The 19514-nt window shown below is 65.1% G+C and carries 7 protein-coding genes; 2 read left to right on the plus strand and 5 right to left on the minus strand.

Features of this window, described 5'->3' with window-relative positions:
• The first annotated feature begins 98 nt into the window (after positions 1-98).
• Entirely contained in the window at positions 99-3554 is a 3456-nt protein-coding gene (locus tag BTHE68_RS32970; protein WP_162070453.1) for a response regulator, read from the plus strand.
• Between the two features lie 3 nt (positions 3555-3557).
• Here BTHE68_RS32970 and lpdA read toward each other — a convergent pair whose 3' ends face one another.
• Positions 3558-5342 (minus strand): dihydrolipoyl dehydrogenase, encoded by a 1785-nt coding sequence (lpdA, locus tag BTHE68_RS32975; RefSeq protein ID WP_162070454.1) that lies wholly within the window; start codon positions 5340-5342, stop codon positions 3558-3560.
• 238 nt (positions 5343-5580) lie between these two features.
• On the opposite strand from lpdA, the gene BTHE68_RS32980 reads away from it, so the two are divergent.
• Positions 5581-6891: a DUF2325 domain-containing protein gene (locus tag BTHE68_RS32980; RefSeq protein WP_162070455.1), complete on the plus strand. Its 1311-nt coding sequence runs from the start codon at positions 5581-5583 to the stop codon at positions 6889-6891.
• Here the strand turns inward: BTHE68_RS32980 and BTHE68_RS32985 are convergent.
• From BTHE68_RS32985 to BTHE68_RS33000, 4 genes are all read right to left on the minus strand, one after another.
• Positions 6888-7211, minus strand: a complete 324-nt coding sequence (locus BTHE68_RS32985; RefSeq protein WP_502710615.1) for a winged helix-turn-helix domain-containing protein — start codon at positions 7209-7211, stop codon at positions 6888-6890. The genes BTHE68_RS32980 and BTHE68_RS32985 overlap by 4 nt on opposite strands.
• Before the next feature lie 186 nt (positions 7212-7397).
• The gene (locus BTHE68_RS32990; protein WP_162070457.1) at positions 7398-9194 is read right to left on the minus strand and encodes a ShlB/FhaC/HecB family hemolysin secretion/activation protein; all 1797 of its coding nucleotides are present in this window, start codon (positions 9192-9194) and stop codon (positions 7398-7400) included.
• Entirely contained in the window at positions 9191-9634 is a 444-nt protein-coding gene (locus BTHE68_RS32995; protein ID WP_162070458.1) for a hypothetical protein, read from the minus strand. Before BTHE68_RS32995 ends, BTHE68_RS32990 begins: the two co-directional genes overlap by 4 nt.
• 234 nt (positions 9635-9868) lie before the next feature.
• Positions 9869-19348, minus strand: a complete 9480-nt coding sequence (locus BTHE68_RS33000; RefSeq protein ID WP_162070459.1) for a hemagglutinin repeat-containing protein — start codon at positions 19346-19348, stop codon at positions 9869-9871.
• Positions 19349-19514: the final 166 nt, after the last annotated feature.

Raw genomic sequence — 19514 nt, forward strand, 5'->3', positions numbered from 1 at the left:
ATACAGTGCTACCCTTCGCGAGCATCGCAAAAAGAACAAACCACTTCGGGATCGTCGCCGTCACAGGGGCGGCGTTCCACGTTAAATCGGAGCTGTCCATGCCATTGCGGTCCGGCGTCGACGAGGCAAGTTTTCGTCGCATTCTCTTTCGCAACATCGCGCTGCCGCTCGGCACCGGCCTCGTCACGGCGGTCGCGTTCGTCGCGCTCGTGCTGTATCTGCTTTCCGGGATCAACTGGGTCGAGCATTCGGAGCGCGTCATCGGCAATGCGCAGGAAATCGGCCGGCTCGTCAGCGAGAAGGAAAGCGCGATCCGCGGCTATCTGATCACCGGCGACGACGCGTTTCTCGCGCCGTACGACACCGCGAAGCCCAAACTCGCCGCCGATATCGACACGCTCGCCGAACTCGTCTCCGACAACGCGCCGCAAGTGGACCGCCTGATCCGCGTGCGCGCCTTGCAGGCGCAATGGGACAAGGTTGCTGAGAATCTCATCGACGCGCGCCGCCGCAATCTGGATTCCGGCGCGCTCGTGCGCGCGGGCCGCGGTTCGGCGGAGCGCGCGGAAACGGAGCGCGAGCTTGCCGCGTTTCTCAACATCGAGCAGACCTTGCGCTTGCAGCGCATCGAGTCCGCGCGGCAACTGACGACCATCACCGTCGTCGTGTTCCTGATTCTGAGCCTGACGTTATCGGTGAGCCTCGCGATCTTCGGCAGGCGCGAATTGATGCAGCTTTCCAACGCCTTCGGCGCCGCGATCGGCGAGCAGGAGCGGCAGACGCGCGCGTTGCAGGAGCAGGCGTGGCTGCGCGACGGGCAGACGCAGCTCGCCGAGCGGGTGATCGGCCGGCAATCGCTCGGCGAGCTTTGCCAGACGATTCTCGACTTCCTCGCGGACTACCTGAAGGTGTCGATGGGCGCGTTCTACGTACGCGAGGACGATGGCGCGCTGAAGCGCACCGCGAGCTTCGGCTTCGATCCCGACAGCGCGCCGGTTCCCGAATCGCTCGCGGGCGTGAAGAGCCTCGTCGGGCAGGCGGTGCACGCGCGCAAGCTGACGAGTTTGAACGATGTCCCCGCCGGCTACTGGAAGGTGACGTCGGCGCTCGGCGCGAGCGCGCCCGCGAGCCTCGCCATCATGCCGATCGAAAACGAAGGCCGGGCGAACGGCGCGATCGAGCTCGGCGCGATGCACACGCTGACCGAGCGCGACCAGCAGTTCCTGAAGATGATCGCGGGCAATATCGGCGATTTCGTCGAGGCGGCGCAGTATCGCGAGCGGCTGCAACGGGTGCTGGAAGAAACGCAGCAGCTGAACGAAGAACTGCAGATGCAGCAGGAAGAACTGCGCACGACCAACGAGGAACTCGAGCAGCAGACCACGGCGCTTTCGCAGGCGCAGGCGTATCTCGCGAACCAGAAGTCGGAACTCGAACAGACCAACGATCAGCTCGCGGAACAGGCGCGCGTGCTCGACGAGCGCAACGTCGCGCTCAACGCCGCGCAGGGCGAACTCGAATCGCGCGCCGAAGCGCTGCAGCGCGCGAGCCGCTACAAGTCCGAGTTTCTCGCGAACATGTCGCACGAGTTGCGCACGCCGCTCAATAGTTCGCTGATCCTCGCGAAACTGCTGTCCGAGAACAAGACCGGCAACCTCACGAACGATCAGATCAAGTACGCGCAGACGATCTATTCCGCGGGCAACGATCTGCTCAATCTCATCAACGATATTCTCGATCTCTCGAAGGTGGAGGCGGGCAAGCTCGATCTGCATATCGAGGACGTGCCCCTGCAGCGGATCATGGATTCGCTTGCGCGCACCTTCGAGCCGCTCGCGCGGCAGAAGAAGCTCAGGCTCGAACTGCGCAGCGAGATCGACGATTATCCGACGCTCACCACCGACTTCCGGCGGCTCGAACAGATTCTGAAGAACCTGCTGTCGAACGCGGTGAAATTCACGGATGCGGGTGCGGTGTCGCTCGCGCTCAAGGCGGCCGGCGAGGGCGCGGTGCAGTTCGTCGTGACCGATACCGGCATCGGCATTGCGACGGACCAGCAGCAGGCGATCTTCGAAGCGTTCCAGCAAGCCGACGGCACCACGAGCCGTCACTATGGCGGCACGGGCCTCGGCCTGTCGATTTCGCGCAGTCTCGCGCATCTGCTCGGCGGTTCGATCAGCGTGCGCAGCACGCAGGGCATGGGCAGCACGTTCACGCTGACGATGCCAGTCGCCTACGATGGCGCCGCGCCGTCCGGCGCCGAAGTGCAGGCGCCAGCGCCTGCACCCGCGCCGCTCCTCGTCGATGAAGCGCTGTCCGAGCCTGTCGAAGTCGTCCATGTGATCGACGACGACCGCGCCGATACCGCACCCGGCCGCCGTCTCGTTCTCGTGGTCGAAGACGAACCGGAATTCGCGCAAGTGCTGTTCGATCTCGCGCACGAACTGGGTTATCGCTGCATCGTCAGCGGCACCGCGCGCGAGGCGCTCAGGCTTGCGCGGGACAGCGCGCCGAACGCGATCCTGCTGGACATCGGCTTGCCGGACCGCTCGGGCCTCGTGCTGTTGCAGGAACTGAAGGCGAATCCGGCGACGCGGCATATTCCGGTGCATGTCGTGTCGGGGTCGGACAGAAGCGAGGCCGCGCTGCATCTCGGCGCGATCGGCTACGCGGTGAAGCCGACCACGCGCGAGCAACTGACGGCGATCTTCCAGCGGCTCGAAGAGAAAAGCAGCCAGAAGATCAAGCGCGTGCTGCTCGTCGAGGACGATGCGCGGCAGCGTCAGAGCATCGTCGAACTGATCAGCGACGCCGACGTGGAAATCACGCCGGTCGAGTTCGGCCGCGACGCGCTCGACTTGCTGAAGACGACGATCTTCGATTGCATGATCATCGATTTGAAGCTGCCCGACATGCAGGGCGGCGACCTGCTGCGCCAGATGGCCGCGACGGATTCGTACTCGTTCCCGCCCGTGATCGTCTACACGGGACGCAGCCTCACGCATGATGAGGAAGCCGAACTGATGCGCTATTCGCAGTCGATCATCATCAAGGGCGCGCGTTCGCCGGAGCGCCTGCTCGACGAAGTGACGCTGTTCCTGCACAAGGTCGAGACGGATCTGTCGGCGGACCGTCAGGCGATGCTGCACGTCTCGCGCTCGCGCGATCGCGTGCTCGACGGCCGCCGCGTGCTGCTCGTCGATGACGATATCCGCAACATCTTCTCGCTATCGAGCGCGCTGGAGCATCAGGGTTTGAAGGTGGATATCGGCCGCAACGGTTTCGAGGCGATCGAAACGCTCGACAGCAATCCGGACATCGACATCGTGTTGATGGACGTGATGATGCCCGGCATGGACGGACTCGAAGCGACGCGGCGCATCCGCGCGGACCCGCGGTTCAGGAAGCTGCCGGTCATCGCGATCACGGCGAAGGCGATGAAGGACGATCAGGAGCAATGTCTCGCGGCGGGCGCGAGCGATTATCTGGCGAAGCCGATCGACGTCGACCGGCTTTACTCGCTGTTGCGGGTGTGGATGCCGCGGCGCGTTTGAGCGTCAGATATTCAACGCCCGCTTGTCCACCGCGAGCGCCGCCTCCCGCATCACTTCAGACAATGAAGGATGCGGATGGCAAATGCGCCCGAGATCCTCGCTCGCCGCCTTGAATTCCATCGCGACCACCGCTTCGGCGATCAGATCCGACGCGTTCGCCGAGATGATATGCACGCCGAGAATCTCGTCGGTTTTCGCATCGGCGATGATCTTGATGAAGCCGTCCGTCTCGCCGATGCCCATCGCGCGGCCATTCGCCATCATCGGGAACTGGCCGGCCTTGGTTTCGCGGCCCGCCGCTTTCAACGCCTGCTCCGTCTGCCCGACCCACGCGATTTCCGGATGCGTGTAGATCACCCACGGAATGCAGTTGTAGTCGATGTGCGGCTTCTGCCCGTCGATGATTTCCGCCACCAGCACGCCTTCGTCCTCGGCCTTGTGCGCGAGCATCGGGCCGCGCACGACATCGCCGATCGCGTAGACGTTCGGGACTTTGGTCGCGCAATGACCGTCGACGGGAATGAAGCCGCGCTCGTCGGCTGAAAGGCCGATCGAATCGAGGCCGAGGTCGTCTGTGTTCGGCACGCGGCCTATCGACACGATCAGGCGGTCCGCATCGAGCGTCTGCGCGTTGCCGTCCTTGTCCTTGTAGGAAATGGCAACGCTCGAATCGGTGGTTTTCACGTCATCGATCTTCACGCCGAGGTGAATCGTCAGTCCCTGCTTCTTGAAGAGCTTCGCGGCTTCCTTTTGCAGCGCGGTGTCGGTCGTGCCGAGGAATTCGGGCAGCGCTTCGAGAATCGTCACTTCTGCGCCGAGCCTGCGCCACACCGAGCCGAGTTCGAGGCCGATCACGCCCGCGCCGATCACGGCGAGCTTTTTCGGCACGGACGTGAAGGCGAGCGCGCCTTCGTTGTCGGAGACGATCTTGTTGTCGACCGGCACGTTCGGCAGATGACGCGCCTTCGAGCCCGTCGCGATGATCACGTGTTGCGCGGTATGGCTTTCGGTCTTGCCGTCGCCGCTCACGTCGATTTTGAAGTTCGCGCCGTCTTTGCCCGCGAGCTTGCCGTGACCCTTGAGCCACGTGATCTTGTTCTTGCGGAACAGGAATTCGACGCCGCCGGTGATCTTTTCGACGATCGCTTCCTTGCGCCCGACCATTTTGTCGACGTCGACAGAAAGGTTGTCCATGTTGATGCCGAGATCGCCGAAATGGAGCTGCGCCTTCTCGAATTGCTCGCTCGACGCCAGCAGCGCCTTCGACGGAATGCAGCCCACGTTGAGGCACGTTCCGCCGAGCTTCGGCTTGCCGGCGTGGTTGATCCATTCCTCGACGCACGCGACCTTGCGGCCGAGCTGTGCGGCGCGGATCGCGGCGATGTAGCCGCCGGGGCCGGAGCCGATCACGATCACATCGAAGTCGGCCTTCTGGCCTGACGCGGCGGCGGGCGTGGATTGCGCCGTGGTTTGCGCGGCCGGTTGCGCGGCGGGTTGTGCGGCGGGCTTTTCCGGCGCGGGCGCAGGCGCGGCGGCGGACGCTTTCGCTTCCGTATCGATGATGGCGAGCACTTCGTCCGCGTGAACGATCTCGCCAGCCTGCTTCACGACTTCCGCGAGCGTGCCCGCCGAGGGCGCGGGCACTTCCAGCACGACCTTGTCCGTTTCCAGTTCGACGAGGATTTCGTCTTGCGCCACGGCGTCGCCCGCTTTCTTCTTCCACGGCAACATCGTCGCTTCGGTGACGGATTCGGAAAGCTGCGGAACCTTGACTTCAATCCTGGCCATTCAGATTCTCCTTGTAAGCGATTTTCTCGCGATTGGAAACGTGGACGCGGCCCCGCCGAGGCCGGCCCCGGCGCGCCGAAGTCGTAGGATACGCCCTGTCCGGACCGCGCGCCCGGCAAGCGGCGCGGACGTCGATCCGTCTTTTCGTCGTCGTTATATTCAGTGGTATATTACGAGGCACGCGTTTGACCGACCCAGAGCACACCTTCCGGCCCAGCCGATCGAGCACGAGGTGACCATGCAGCCCCCTCCGTTTCAACTTGCCCGCACGAGCGCACATGCACATCGCGATGCGTGCTGCCAGCCGACCGAAGCCGATTTGCGCTCGTCGCGGCGGCGCGCGCGTCTTGCCGAACTCGATGCCAACCTGCACTGCTCGGTCATCGGCACCTGTCTTTCGACCGGCGAGCTGCGCAAGCTCGTGCCGAAATTCACCGATCTCGACCGCCACCACGCGAGCGATCTGGAGATTCATCATGCGGCCGTCGAACTCGCGATCGCGGGCGGCGCGGGCGCGAAGGCGCTGAACAAGGCGCTCGACGAGCGCTACGCGGGCGCGATCCGCCGTTTCGATGCCGCGCGCGATCCGCAGGCGTTGCTCGATCTATGGAACGACGCGCTCAAGTCCGGCGACATTCCGCCCGCATACTGGGCGGTGATGTCGCATCCGCACGCGACGATCGAAGTGCGCCAGGCCGCGTTCGGCGAGCTGCATATGCTGTCGCATCTGGTGGGCGCGGCGAATCGCGCGGATATCCGTCGGCTCGTGGCGCTCGAAGCGGAGAACGCCGGCCTCAGGGACAAGCTCGAACGTCAGCAGGCGCGTCTGCTCGAATTGAGCACGGAGCGCGATGCGTCGCTGGTGCAATCGAACGCGCAGGCGCTGCAACTCGCCGCGCTCGCGGAACGCAAGGCGGACCTGTCGACGGCGCAGCTCGAAGCCGAAATCGAGCGGCTGCGCGAGAAGGTCGAGGACGGCGAGCGCCGTCTTGCGCTGCACACGAGCCGGCGCGCCGCCGCCGAGCAGCGCGCGCAGCACGATGAGAACGAGACGCGCGCGTTGCGCAACAAGCTGGGCGAGGCGCAGGCTCTGCTGAGAGTCGTGCAGGCCGAATGCGCGGCGCTGGAACGCGCGACGCTGGATGCCGACGATCAGCCCGACGCGCGCCGGCGCGCAGTCGAGTGGGTGAATGGCAAACGTATCGTCTACGTCGGCGGAAGGCCGAATTCGAACGCGGTGCTGAAGTCACTCGTGGAAGCGGCGGGTGGTGAGTTGATCGTCCATGACGGCGGCATCGAGGATCGCAAGGGCTTGCTCGCCGCCGCGTTGCCGAATGCCGACGTCGTGCTGTTTCCCGTCGACTGCATCGATCACGATTCGATGAGCATGCTCAAGCGCGTCTGCGAGCGGCATGGCGTCGAATATTCACCGCTGCGCACGGCGAGCGTCGCGAGCTTCGTGGAGTTCGTCGCGCGGCTGGCCGCGAGCGCGCAGGACACGCGGGCGAGCGCGCCGCCGCCGTCCGCGTTCTGCCTGCGTCACGGTTAAGGTTTGAGCAGTTTCGTGAGCGATTCGATTTGCCCGGCGCAGGCCGCTTGCGCCTGCGTTTCGACATCGCGATAAAGCCGGATGATGCTCTCGCCAACCGGCGTCAGCACGCAGCCGCCGCCGCTTTGACCGCCTTGCTCGGAGATCGTCGCGGGAGATTTGAGCGAGCGGTTGAGTTCGTCGATGAGCAGCCACGCGCGCCGGTACGACATGTCGAGGCTGCGCGCCGCCGCCGATATCGAGCCGTGCTTGTGCACCGCTTCCAGCAGCGAGACCTTGCCCGGACCGAGCGCGATGGTCTCGCCTTTCGTGATGCGCATGCGAAAGCGGACTTCGGCGGGGTGGTTCGCCGGGTCCGTTTCGGCTGCGCTTTGGGTTGGTTTGTGGGTCGTCGCCATGCCGGAGAGGATACACGAAGGAAAGGGGGCGTTTGAGCATCGGCGGCGAATGCCTGGGGCTCCGGCTCGGCGCCACGTTCGCCTGCGCCGTCGCGACCGTCTCCGATCTCATGAGAGCTGCGCCGTGACCTGAAAGCCGACCGTCACGGGCGATGCGGACATCGCCGACGGCTTGTAGAGCGGCGTGCCCGCGAAAAGCTCGTAACTCAATCCGCCGTATTTCGAGGCGACGCCGCCGCGCAGACCGACCACGGCGCCGACGAGTTGTGTGCCCGCGAGAAAGGCCGTATTGGGCCCAAAGACGCGCCCGTAGTCGACGCCCGCATAGAGCGCTTGCCGCGACTGCCCGAGCGGCGCTTGCACTTCGTTGCGCCAGTAAAACCCGCGCTCGCCCGCGAGCATCTGCTCGCCGTCGAAGCCGCGCACCGTGTAGCGGCTACCGATCGTGAGATCGTCGACATAGAAGAGCGTATCGGGCGAATACTGGCCGTGGAACGTCGTCACGTACCGGAATGGCTGACCCGCCACGGCGAACGGCGCCGAGAGGTTGAGATCGAGCACCGCCATGCGATAGCGATAGGTCTGACCGCTCGGCTGCGTCGCGGGCGTCGGCGCGATATTCGGGTTGTCGTCGAGCGCCGGGTCGGGCGTCGCGCCGAGTGCGCCGATCCCTTGCCGATACGCGAGCGAGCCGTCGAGTTGCGCGCCGCCGATGTAGTGCCGATCCGTGAGCCCGACCTCGATGAAGGTGTTGTTGCGTCGTTGTATCTCGATCTCGGTATCGTCGATGAAGCTCGCCCCGAACCGTTTCGAGAGTTGCATGTAGGCGCCGAGCACGTCGCTTTGGCTGCGGCGCAGCACGCGCGTGAGTTTGACGCCCGCCGTCTGCGCGTTTCCGCTCGACACGAACGTCTGGCTCGCGCCCGCGATCTGCTGGTAGTACGTGCTCGTATAGCCGAAGAGCGAGCCCGTCCAATAGCCCCAAGAAACCGAGTACGAGCCGTTGAAGCCGTGCGAGCCGAGCGCCTTGTCGTCGAAATACAAATCCTGATTCGCGCCGAGGCTCAACACGTCATTCAGGCCGAGCGGATTGTCGAGGCCAACGCTTAGGTTGCCTTGTAGCTTGCCCGTCGCGCGGCTACCCGAGTTGTCGACCGAGGCGACGAGCGTCCAAGGCTTAGCGCGCTTGAGCGAGATGACGACGTCACTCTCGCCGGGCGCGCCGGTCGGCTCGACTTGCATGTCGGCGTCCTGGCTCGCGGGCCGCTTCATTTGCTCGATGCCTTGCTCAAGGTCGCGCAGGTTGAGCACATCGCCGGGCCGCGTCGGGAACGCCGAGCGCCACGACGCCCACGTCGCGGGCTCGGCGAAGCGGACATCGCGAATCACGCCGGGCACGAGCGCGAATGCGAGCGTGCCGCCTGCGATGTCCTGCTCGGGCACGAGTACGCGCGTCGTCACGTAGCTGCGACTGAGCACGGCTTGCTGGACGCCCTTGGCGAGGATCGTGACGCCTTCGCGGCCGACGCATTGCCCGCGATAGTGGTCGAGCCACGCGCGCGCGAAGGCGAACCGATCGAGCGGCAACGCCGAGGCGCCTTTCTTGCGGATCACGTCGGGCAGCGTCGCCGGAACGTCGAGCACGAAGGCATCGACGCGAAAACATGGCTGCTCATTTGGTAGCGTCGGAAAAGCGCCATCGGTCGGCACCGTCGAGCGCACGACGGGCGCTTGCACGGCCGCCGCGCGTTGCTCGGCGTCGCGCTGCTGTTGTACCTGTTGATTCTGTAGCGCGTTGGCGCGAGCGGCGGCGGCTTCGTCCGCGATCGTCGGCGCTTGTTGCGCGTGAGCGGCGAGCGTTACCACGGCTGAGAGCGGCAACACCGCCAGCTTAATTCTTTTCATATGCCGCCACTCACCGAACCACCGACCTCCTCGGACCGATCATCAAACGTCTTCCGCCCTCTAAAGATTGACCATGCGCCTGCGATTGCTAGACCGCCTGTCAGTATTGGGAAAATCGACAAGCGTGCGAAAAATGCCAAGACGCTTAAGAGTGCGTTCAACAGGAACATCCCCAGCGCCACGCGCCAGACGAGCTTGGTACAACGATCCAGACATCGCGCGAGTAACCAGTAACCGAGCCCCAAACACAGCGAGGTCGCCGCCGCCGACGCGATGAAGGAAACGCGCTGCATGAGCGACGCCTGCACGTCAATGGGTAAAGGTATCGCGCCCGTGAGGCTAAAGAGCGCGGATAAGGCGCTTTGTCCGGCAAATATGTAAAGCACCACCTGAGCGACCGCGAAAGAATCATCGCGCGGCGTCGTCGTTTTGGTTGTCATCTTGAGTCCGTCCGCTCTTCTTCAATACCAATAATTCTTTAATAAGTTGATACGTTATCCCGACAAACAAGATCACGTAGAGCGGCATGCCTGCTAAGGCGGGCTTCCAGCCGGCACCGTGAGCAATCGAAAGAGCCAAAGCTATACCGACTATTCCGACTGCCCCTGAATATGCGATCAATGCCCGAAGAATTAGCCTTCGGCGACTTCGCTGATATTCGAATGATTGTGAATTCACTTGTTTGTCCCTCCTTGGGTTATCGCATTCTGAAGCGGACCGGAGGCACCTTGAATCAGATTGTTCAGGAAGTTGCCGACGGACCCCGGATACATCGTCTTCACGAAACTGCCCGCCGCAGCCGATCCAGTGGCGAAGCCGCCAGAGATGTCCGGGTTGCCTCCAGTCATTCCTGCCGTACCGTACGCGCCGACGCCTGCCACAGCCGCGTTATAACTGTTTGCCGCGATCTTTCCGGCCGTTCCCATCCCCTTAATAGCGGCATCGCCGATCGCGAGCGGGTAGGTCAAGCCCCCGATGACGGCAGCAACATACGAGTTCGTGAAACTGGGTTTGTCGGTCGACAAACCGGTGGCGTAGCTATATGCGCTGCCCGCGTAATCGAGCCCCCCAGCGAGCGCGGCCGCGACCACGGCCTCGGGACCGAGCATAGCCACGACCGCAGCCGGTACGCCGTAGGCTCCCATCGTCTTTAAGTTTTCGTTCGCCGCCGCCGAGTTCGCCCCTTGCGCCTTGATCGCCGCGTCGAGCGTCGCCTCGTTGCATTGTCCTGTACCGGAGCAGACTTTTGCGACCAAGTCTTGCGGCCGCTTACCGGTCCCATCGTTCAGCCCGAGCAACGAGTTCTCAGTACTACCCTTGCCTTCGGCGTTAGTCGTACTGCGATTGTAGAGGTCGGCACTCGCCCCGGCGAACGCGCCCGAATTCCCGCCGATCAATCCACCGACCGCACCCGCGATCACGTTCGCGCCGATGTTGCCCGCCGCGAGTCCGGGATCCGTGCCACCGCCGTCGCCGAGCGTGTCAGCGAGCCTGTTGAGGTCGCCCGCGAGCGCGGCAGATACCCCGGCGCCCGCCGCGCCGCCGGCAGCGCTACCGCCGCCGAGGCCCGCGACGAGCGCGCCGCCCGCCGTGTGCATCGCCACGCGATAGGCGCCGCCTTCATCCCACTTCGCCGCATCGGCGCCGTACTGTGCCGCGAGGTCGAGATTGCCTTCCTTGATCGCTTGCTCTTGCGCCTTTTGCGCGGCGTCGTGCTTCGCGTTCGCGATCGCGCCGATCTGCGTCGCGACCGCCTGACCTGCCGCGCTCGCGGCGTTCATCATGTCGCTTTGTTTGTCGAGCAGATTTTGCACGTCGGGCAGTTTGGCGACCGTGCCGTCGGTGTTCGTCGTGTCGCGGTTCAGACTCGCGATGTCCTGCGTCTGGTGATCACGGTCGGTGATGTTAATCGCGCCTGCGCTGATCGCGCTCTTCGTGGTCGCGTCGTCGCTGCCGCTATCGCTCTGCGAGAGCATCGGCGTAAATCCGCCCGAGTTGCCGCGCGAACTCGGACCCGTGCCGCTTGCGGCCGCGCCGATCGAGCCGCCCGCGCTAAAGCCGCTGCTCGACGCGCTGTAGTCGGAGTGATTCGCGATATCCGAGAACGTGAGCGTGCCCGTGTTGAGCGTGTTCTTGCTCGCGTCGGCGTCGCTTGCGATCACCGCGCCCTTGAGGTCGGTATTGCCCGCGACGTTGATGTTGAAACCGCCATCGCCCGCACGAATCCTGCTTTGCTCTTCGACGCCCGCATAGTTGCCGCTCGCGTTGCCGTGCTGCGAACTGAACGAACCGCCGCCGCCGCCCTGACTGATGCTCACGCCGCCGCTCTTGCTTTCCTGATGCGCGTCGCTCGTCGCCGAGTCCTGCACGCTCGCGATATTGAGGTTGCCGCCGATGTCGGCGTTGACGGTCTTGGCGTTGACGTTGGCGCCGATGATGTTCGTGTCGCCGCCCGAGACGATCGTCGCGCCGTTACTCGCGTTGATGTGCGTTTTGCTTTGCGCGGTCGAGTCGCTGTTGGCGTGGCCGCTCGATCGTGACGCCGACGCATCGACGCCGTAGCCCTGTGTGCCGTAAGAAACGCCGAACGAACTGCCGCTCGACTCGTTCGTGCTACGCGTCGAATCGGTGCTCGCCGTGCTGATCAAGTTGACGCGATCCTTTGCTGCGAGCACGACGTCGGTCGCATCGACATTCGAGCCCGCGACCGTGAGGTCGCCGCCCGTGGCCGCGAACGCCGCGGTGCCGCCCGCCTTGACACTCGACCCGCTCGACGTGGCCGTATCGCGCGTGAGAGTGTCCTTGCTATGGCTGCTGCCGAAACTGAGCTCGACCTTGACGTCGGGCTTGCCGCTCGCGATTGATTCGGCCGCCGCCGCGCTATTGCCCGCGGCCGCGATCGTATGCAGGGTCGCGGCGCGCGAGTCCTCGCTCTTGCCCGAAGCGTGTGCCTGATCGTTCGCGGCCTGAATCTGATCGACCACGCCGCCCGCGACCCCGAGCGAGACGCCGCTTTGTTTGACCTCGTGCGTCTCGTCGTGGTGCGCGGTGTTCGTCGCCGTGTCGAGTGTCACGTTCGCGCCCGTGCCGATCACGTCTTTCGCCGCGATCAGGTCACTGCCGGTGACGTGCAAGTCGCCGCCTGACACAAGTTTTACGCTGCCGTCCGTGCTTCCGATCAGGCTCGCGTTGTTCGTGACCGCAGCGTCGTTGTAGGTGTCTTTCTGCTCTTTGTTGCCGTAGGAGATCGCCGCGCCCGTGCTGCCGAGCCCGGAATGCGTTTCCTCGTGATATTGACTCGTTCGGCTCGTGTCCTGCGACGTCGTGATCGTCAGATTGTTCGTCGCCGCGAGCGTGACGTCGTTCGTCGCGGCGATGGTCGAGCCGCTGATCGTCATATCGCGCCCGGCCGCGCCCGTGACCGTGTCGCCCGAGACCGTCGAGCCGTTCGCATAGACCGCGTGCGATGCGCTCGTGTCGGTCGTCGTGTCCTTCGACAAGAATCCCGAATGACTCGTATGGTTCCAGCTCTGCGCGTCGTGCGTCTCGCTCACGCTGCCGACATTGACATCGCCCGTCGCGACGAGCGCGATGCCGCCCTTGTCGGCGGTCACGTTCGAGCCGAGGATCGCAAGGTCGCCCGTGCCGTTCTGACCGGCTGCGAGCGTGACGCCGCCGCCCGCGTTCACCTTCGAGCCGCTGACCTGTTCGTCGTAGCTCGACGAGACGTGTTGCGCCTGCTTGCCGCCGAGCGATTGTTCGTTATGCGTGGCCGTGTCCTTCGCGGCCGTGATCGTGAGATCGCCGCCCGCGATCATCGCCGCATTGCCGCCCGCCGAGATGGTGGCGCCCGCGAGCGTCGTGTCGCGCCCCGAAACCGTCGCCACATTGCCGCCCGCGACGATCGCGCTGCCGAGTTGCTGACTGACTTCGTCGTGGCTGCCGTTGAGCCTGTCGGTCGTGTGGACCTCGCGCGAGCTCGTGAATTCGGTCGTGCCGACGTTGATATCGCGTCCCGCCGAAATGCCCGCGTTGCCGCCCGCCTGAACGAGCGCGCCCGACAGACTCACGTCGCGGCCCGCGATGACGGTCGCGTTGTTCGTCGCCGAGATCGTGCCGAGCGCGTTGACGCCGGTGCCGGTCACACGTCCGCCGATGTCACCCGCGCCGAACGCGCTCGCGACGCCATACGTATGCGTTTCGTTGATGACGTCGCGCCCGGCTTGCACGAGCACGTCGGCGCCGCCGATCCGCCCGCTCGTGTTGCGCACGTCCTGCACGGCGACGACCGCCGTCGTGCCCGCGCTGCCGATCACGCCGCTATTGCTGACGTTGTTGCCGATGATCGTCGTTGCGAGATTGCTCGCCACGTGTCCGCTATTGACTACATCGCCACTCGCGAAGAGGTTGACGGCGTTACCCGCGACGAGCGCGCCGCTCTTCGAGAGGTCGACCGCGTTCGCGCTCGCGAGATAGAGTTGCGGCACGAGCACCGTCTCGTGCGAGCCATCGGGTAGCGTGACGTCCTGCGAGACGAGCCAGACCATATCCGTGGTCAAGCGCGCCATTTGGTCGGCAGTCAACGCGATGCCCGGCGCGAGGCCGAATGCCTTCGCATAGCCGACGCCGTTGTTCATGAGCGCGGTGTACTCGTCCATCGCATCGGTGAAACCGGCGAGGAACGTGCGGCCCGTGAGCTGCGTGATCTGGTTGCGAATGAGCGTTTGCTCATACATGCCGTCGCCGAGGCGCTTGATCGTCTTTTGCGGATCGAGATCGAGCGCGCCGAGCATGTAGTCGCTGCTGATGAACTTCGCGTAGTTCGTCAGGTGCGGGTCGGTCGCGATCAGGTACGTCGCGCCCGGCGTGGTGTTGTACGTGTAGAGCCCGCTCGTCGGCAGCTTGAGGTTCGGAATGCCGCCCGTCGCGCCGCCGACCGTTTGCGGGGCGCTCGTCTGTCCGCTGACGCTCGATGCCTGCGTGCCGTCGATCGTCTGCGCTTTGCCGCCTTGTCCCGAGATCGCGCCGGTCTGCGTGCCGTCCGCGCTGCCGCCCGCGACGCCCGAGCCGATCACCGTGTTGCCCTGGCGGTCGACCGAGTTGATGCTGATGGTTGTCGCGTCGATCTGTACGGTCTGGTTCGACGACGTGATCGCGGGCAAAGCGTTGACGGTCGTCGTGGTTTGCGTGACGCCGTTCTCGATGTTCGTCTTGTAGTCGCTGTCGCCGCCGGTCTTCTGGTGCCAGTACCAGTCCGAGAAACTCGTTTCGGTAATCGTCTGCTGCAAGACAGTGCCCGTGTCCTGGACCTTGCCGCCGTTGTCCGCGCGCTCTCTCAGGTTCCCGCCCGAGGCGATCGTCGACGACTGGTTGTCGATCAGCCCGCCGTCGCCGTTGATGCGGATTGCCCCTTGCGCCTGAATCGTCGCCCCCGTGCCCGCGCTGATGAGTTGGTCGGTCGCGGTGGTCGTCTGCGTGGTGCGCTTCATTTCCACGTAGTCGTGGTTGTCCGAGCCGAGCGACGTATCGAACTTGAGCTGATCCGGGCGAATGTTGACGCGCGGGTCATAGTCCGGCCAGAACGTGACCGTGACGGTGCCGTCGCCATTGTCCGTAAGGCTGTTGTACCACTGTGTCGCGTGGGTGCTAATGACGCGGTTCGCTTCCACCATTTGCGGAAATGGGTTGCCGGAAACGTTGCCCCAAGTCCTGTAAGTATCTTCAAGCGGTGTAGCCAGTGAGAAGGTCTGCGCGCTGCTGTCGAGATTGGTCAGTTGATCCTTGGGCAACGTGACCGTAAGGGGCTTCGCCAGACCTTGAACCGACTGTGCGCCGATCGCGCCCGCGCCGAAATTCCACTGCGGATAGAGCTCGCTGTGGTGACTGCCAAGTTGGATATCGCTGAGACCCGCTGTCCAGATTCCCAGCGTCGTCGTGCCCGCGTCCTGCGGCGCGCCGGCTTCCGTGACAACGCCTGTGCGGATGTTCTGCACTATGCGCGCGGCGATGTCGATATCGCCCTCGGCCGCGATGGTCGCCGCGCTGTTGACGAGCGAGCCTGTCTGATTCGCGAGCAAGCCCTCGGCGTCGCGCGAACCGTCGCGGCCGATTTCCAGATTGCCGAGACTGAAAATGAGCGCGCCGTCCTCATTGACGACGGAATTGGCGGCATAGACGCGCACGCGTTCGGCCCCCGCGATCACCGCCGCCGCGCCGCTGTTCGTCACGTCCGTGGCGTTGAGGGTCACATCGTTGCCGATCACGGTCCCCGTGTTGGCGAGCGTCGCGCTATTCGTCGTGACCGTGTCGCCTTCGATGCGCCCAGCGTTGGTGATCGTGTCGACCGCGTTCACGCTCGTCGTCGACGAGTTGATATCAGCGCCCGCCGCATTGACGACGTCGTGACCGCTTACCGTGAGCGCGCCGCTGGCGGCGAGCGTGCCCGCGTTGCTAAGCGTGCCGGTCGCGGCGACGCGCATGTCGCCATCGGCGTGCAGGTTGTTGGCGGCGCCGTTCGTGTAGTCGCCGACGACGTCGAGCGCGAGATCGCGCCCGGCGATCATGGCGCCGTCGCCCGAGACGACACCACTCGCGATCACGTCGCGATTGGCGCGGATCGATCCCCCCGCGTTCGAGAGCGAGGCGAGCGCGAGCGAGACGTCGAGGCCGCCGAGGATCGCGCCGCCGTCGTTGATGACGGCCGCGCTGGCTTGGTTCAAGTTGAGGGCCGTGCCGCCGAACAGCGTGCCGTCCGCGTTGTTCACGGTCTGAGCGACGTTCAGATTCGCCGCGCCGCCCGCGACGAGGTTCGCGCCCGCCTTGTTGTCGAGCGTCTGCGCGTTGAGCGTCACGTCGCCATTACCGCCGAGCGTGCCGCCCGTATTGACAACGTCCGACGCGCTGATCGTCGTCGCGCCGTCGCCCGCGTTGGTGAGCGTGCCGCCCGTGTTGTCGATGCGCGCCGCGCTCACGCTCGCCGAGCCGTGCGGGCCATTGGCGCTGATCGTGCCGCCCGTGTTGGTGAGCGCGCCTGCCGCGTCGACATTGAGATCGCCCGCGGCCTGCATCGAGCCGCTCGCATTGTCGATATCGCCTTGCGTGCCGACGTGCAAACCCGCTGCGCCGTAGATCGAACCGCCACGGTTCACGATGCCCGATGCCGCATCGATTCGCGCTGCGTTCATGGCCAGCAGCGTGCCGCCCGTATTGTCGACGCTCGCGCCGCTCGCCGTGAGCGCGCCGTTGGTCTGCACGCTGCCGTTGACGTTCGAGAGAGCGCCCGACGCGGTCAACGAGAGCACGCCCGTGCCCGCGTGCTGGATCGTGCCGCTATCGTTCGCGATTGTCTGCGCGTCGATGCCGAGATTCGTCGCGTTGCTCGCGATCGTGCCGCCTGTGTTATCGAGCGCGCCGCTCGCGTGGATCGTTTGATCGGCCGCGCCGTACTGCGTGAGCGTGCCGCCCGCATTGACGAGCGAGCCCGACGTCGAGACGGCGAGCGTGTCGCCTTCGATCGTGCCGCGCGTGTTGTCGATCGAGGCGCCCGAGACGGTCGTCGATCCGCCCGATATCGTGCCGCCCGTGTTGTCGAGCGCATTATTCGCGGCGACATCGAGCGCGCCGCCTGCGGTAACCCTGCCGGCGCGATTGTCGAGCGTACCCGCGCGCACGTGCGCCTCGCTCGCCGCCGTGAGTTGACCCGCGTTCGAGAGCGAGAGCGCGTCGACATCGAGCGCGCCGTTCGTACCGATCACGCCGCCCGCGCCATTGACCAGGGCGCCCCACGTTGTGACCTTCAAACCGTCGCCGTTGAGCGAGACGAGCCGCCCGCCCGTGTTGTCGAGCGAGGCCGACTTGACCGTCGCCGCTTTGGCCGCCTGAATCGTTCCGGCGTGGTTATCGAGCGCAGCCGCGTTGAGCGCGAGCGCGCCGTTCGTCACGACATTGCCTGAGGCGTTCAACAGCGCGCCCGCCGCGTTCAACGAGAGCGCGCCCGTGCCCGCGTGCTGAACCTTGCCGCCGTCGTTCGTGATGGTCCGCGCGTCGATTCCGAGATTCGTCGCGTTGCTTGCGATCGTGCCGCCGGTGTTGTCGAGCGCGCCGCCCGCGTGGATGGTCTGATCGGCCGCGCCGTACTGTGTGAGCTTGCCGCCCGCATTGACGAGCGCGCCGGGCGTCGAGACGGCGAGCGTGTCGCCCTCGATCGTGCCGCGCGTGTTGTCGATCGACGCACCCGAGACGGTTGTCGCCGCGCCCGAGAGCGTGCCGCCCGTGTTATCGAGCGCATTGTTCGCGGCGACATCGAGCGCGCCGCCTGCCGTGATCGTGCCCGAGCGATTCGTGATGTCCTGCGCGTGGACCGTCGCGTCGCTCGCCGCCGTGAGTTGTCCCGCGTTCGAGAGCGAGAGCGCGTCGACATCGAGCGTGCCGTTCGTGCCGATCGTACCGCTCGCGCCATTGACGAGCGCGCTTGTCGTCGACACGCTCAACCCGTCGCCATTGAGCGACGCGATCTTGCCGCCCGTATTGTCAAGCGAGCCCGCCTGCACGGTCTCACGTCCCGCCGCCTGCATCGTGCCGCCGCGATTGTTCAACGCGCCGCGTGCGTTCACATCGAGCGTCGATTGCGAGACGAGTTGACCGTTCGCGTTCGACAGACCGCCCGCCACGACCCGCATCGCCGCGCCGCTCGACAGTTTGCCGCCGTCGTTCGTGAGCGTGCCCGCCGCGCTGGCGTCGAGCGTGCCCCCTGCGGTCGTGCTCGCGCCCGAGAGGTTCATGTCTCCGCTCGCGGCGTCGAGCGCCAGCGCGCCATTGGCCGATGTATTGCTGCCCGCGAGATCGACCGACGCGCCCCGAATCGTCGTGTTGCCGCCGCCTTCGTTGCGTCCGCGCGCCGATACCGCGCCGCTCGCGATCACGTTCAGGTCGCCCGCGTTGGCGATCGTGCCGTCGCTGTTGACGCCCGCGCCGAGCGTGCCGGTTGATGCCACGCTGCCCGCGTTGACCGTCGTGTTGTTCTGCGATGCGAGGATGCCCGAGTTGCTCAGCACGCCCGACGTCGCGACGTTCACGTCGCGCTGCGCGTAAGTCGTGCCGCTATTGTCGATGCCATCGCGCGCCGATGCGCTGATCGACCCGCTCGCGTTCGTGGTCCCGGCGAGCACGAGTTGGCCGTTCGACTTGAGCGTCAGGTCGCCAGCCTGCGCGGCGAGAATGCCACGCGTGCTCACGCCGACGCCGTTCTCGTTGCTCGCGAGAAAGATCCTGTTCGCGTACATGCCGCCGAGTTGGCTGACGTCGATCGCGACCGAGGGCGCGGCGCCATTGCCCGCGATGGGCGTCGCGGCGAGCGTATCGTGATCGATCTGATTCGCGCCCGCGACGACGTTAAGCTGGTTCGCGTAGACGGCCGCGTTGACCTGCACGGCGCGCGCGAGGATGTCGACCGCGTCGACGTTGGTCGCGTTGAGCCCCGCGCCCTGAATGCTGATGTTGCCGCCGTTGACCGTGAAGCCCGCGAGGTTGCCGTTCGGCCCGAAATTCGGCGTGCCGGTGGTCAGGATCGCGCGGGACGTATTGATGAAACCGCCGCCGTCCACCACCAGGCCGTTCGGATTAGCAACGATGACTTCCGCTTTCCTGCCGGCGACTTCCAAGAATCCGCGTAACTGCGACGGCGAGTTGCCCAATACCTGATTGACGATCACGCGCGCCTCGTTGCCCGGCGTGAGGTTGGCGTTGCCGTTGATGTAGCCCGCCTGTTGCGTCTGCGTGATCGTGGCGGCGTTGTTGAGGATCGCGCCTTGTTTCTGGACGTCGAACTGCGAATATTTGTTGAGAGAAACGCCCGCGCCCGAGGGCTTTGCGATATCGACTTGTGGAAGCCCGTTTTGAGTTTGCAAAACGCGCGCGCCTGAGCCGGGCGCCGCGACGATCTGCGCGAGCGACGGTGCGCTCATGATGGCATTGCCGACGAGTAGCATCGCGGCCAGTGCGAGCGGGAGCAATGCGGGCACGCGCTCGGCGTCTTGAAAGACGGCGAGCGCGCCGCGGGAGCCGGGCGTGTCGCTGTGAGCATTGGCGAAATCCGCGACGGCGACGAGCATATATCGCACGCGGCTGAAGACGAGTTTGTAAATACCCTTGTTCATGCTTCTTGTTTGGGTCGGCAGAATCGATTCCACGATGCTCTGCCTAGTGTCGAGGGAAACTCGGTATTGTCAGTGTTCCTAAACGTGGAACGTCGTAGGAAGATTCTGAAAGAACGGACACGCTCGGCCGGCGAGGCGCACCAGGGCCTCACGATAAGCGCTTGGA

Source organism: Burkholderia sp. THE68 (assembly GCF_009938265.1).
Lineage (GTDB): Bacteria > Pseudomonadota > Gammaproteobacteria > Burkholderiales > Burkholderiaceae > Caballeronia.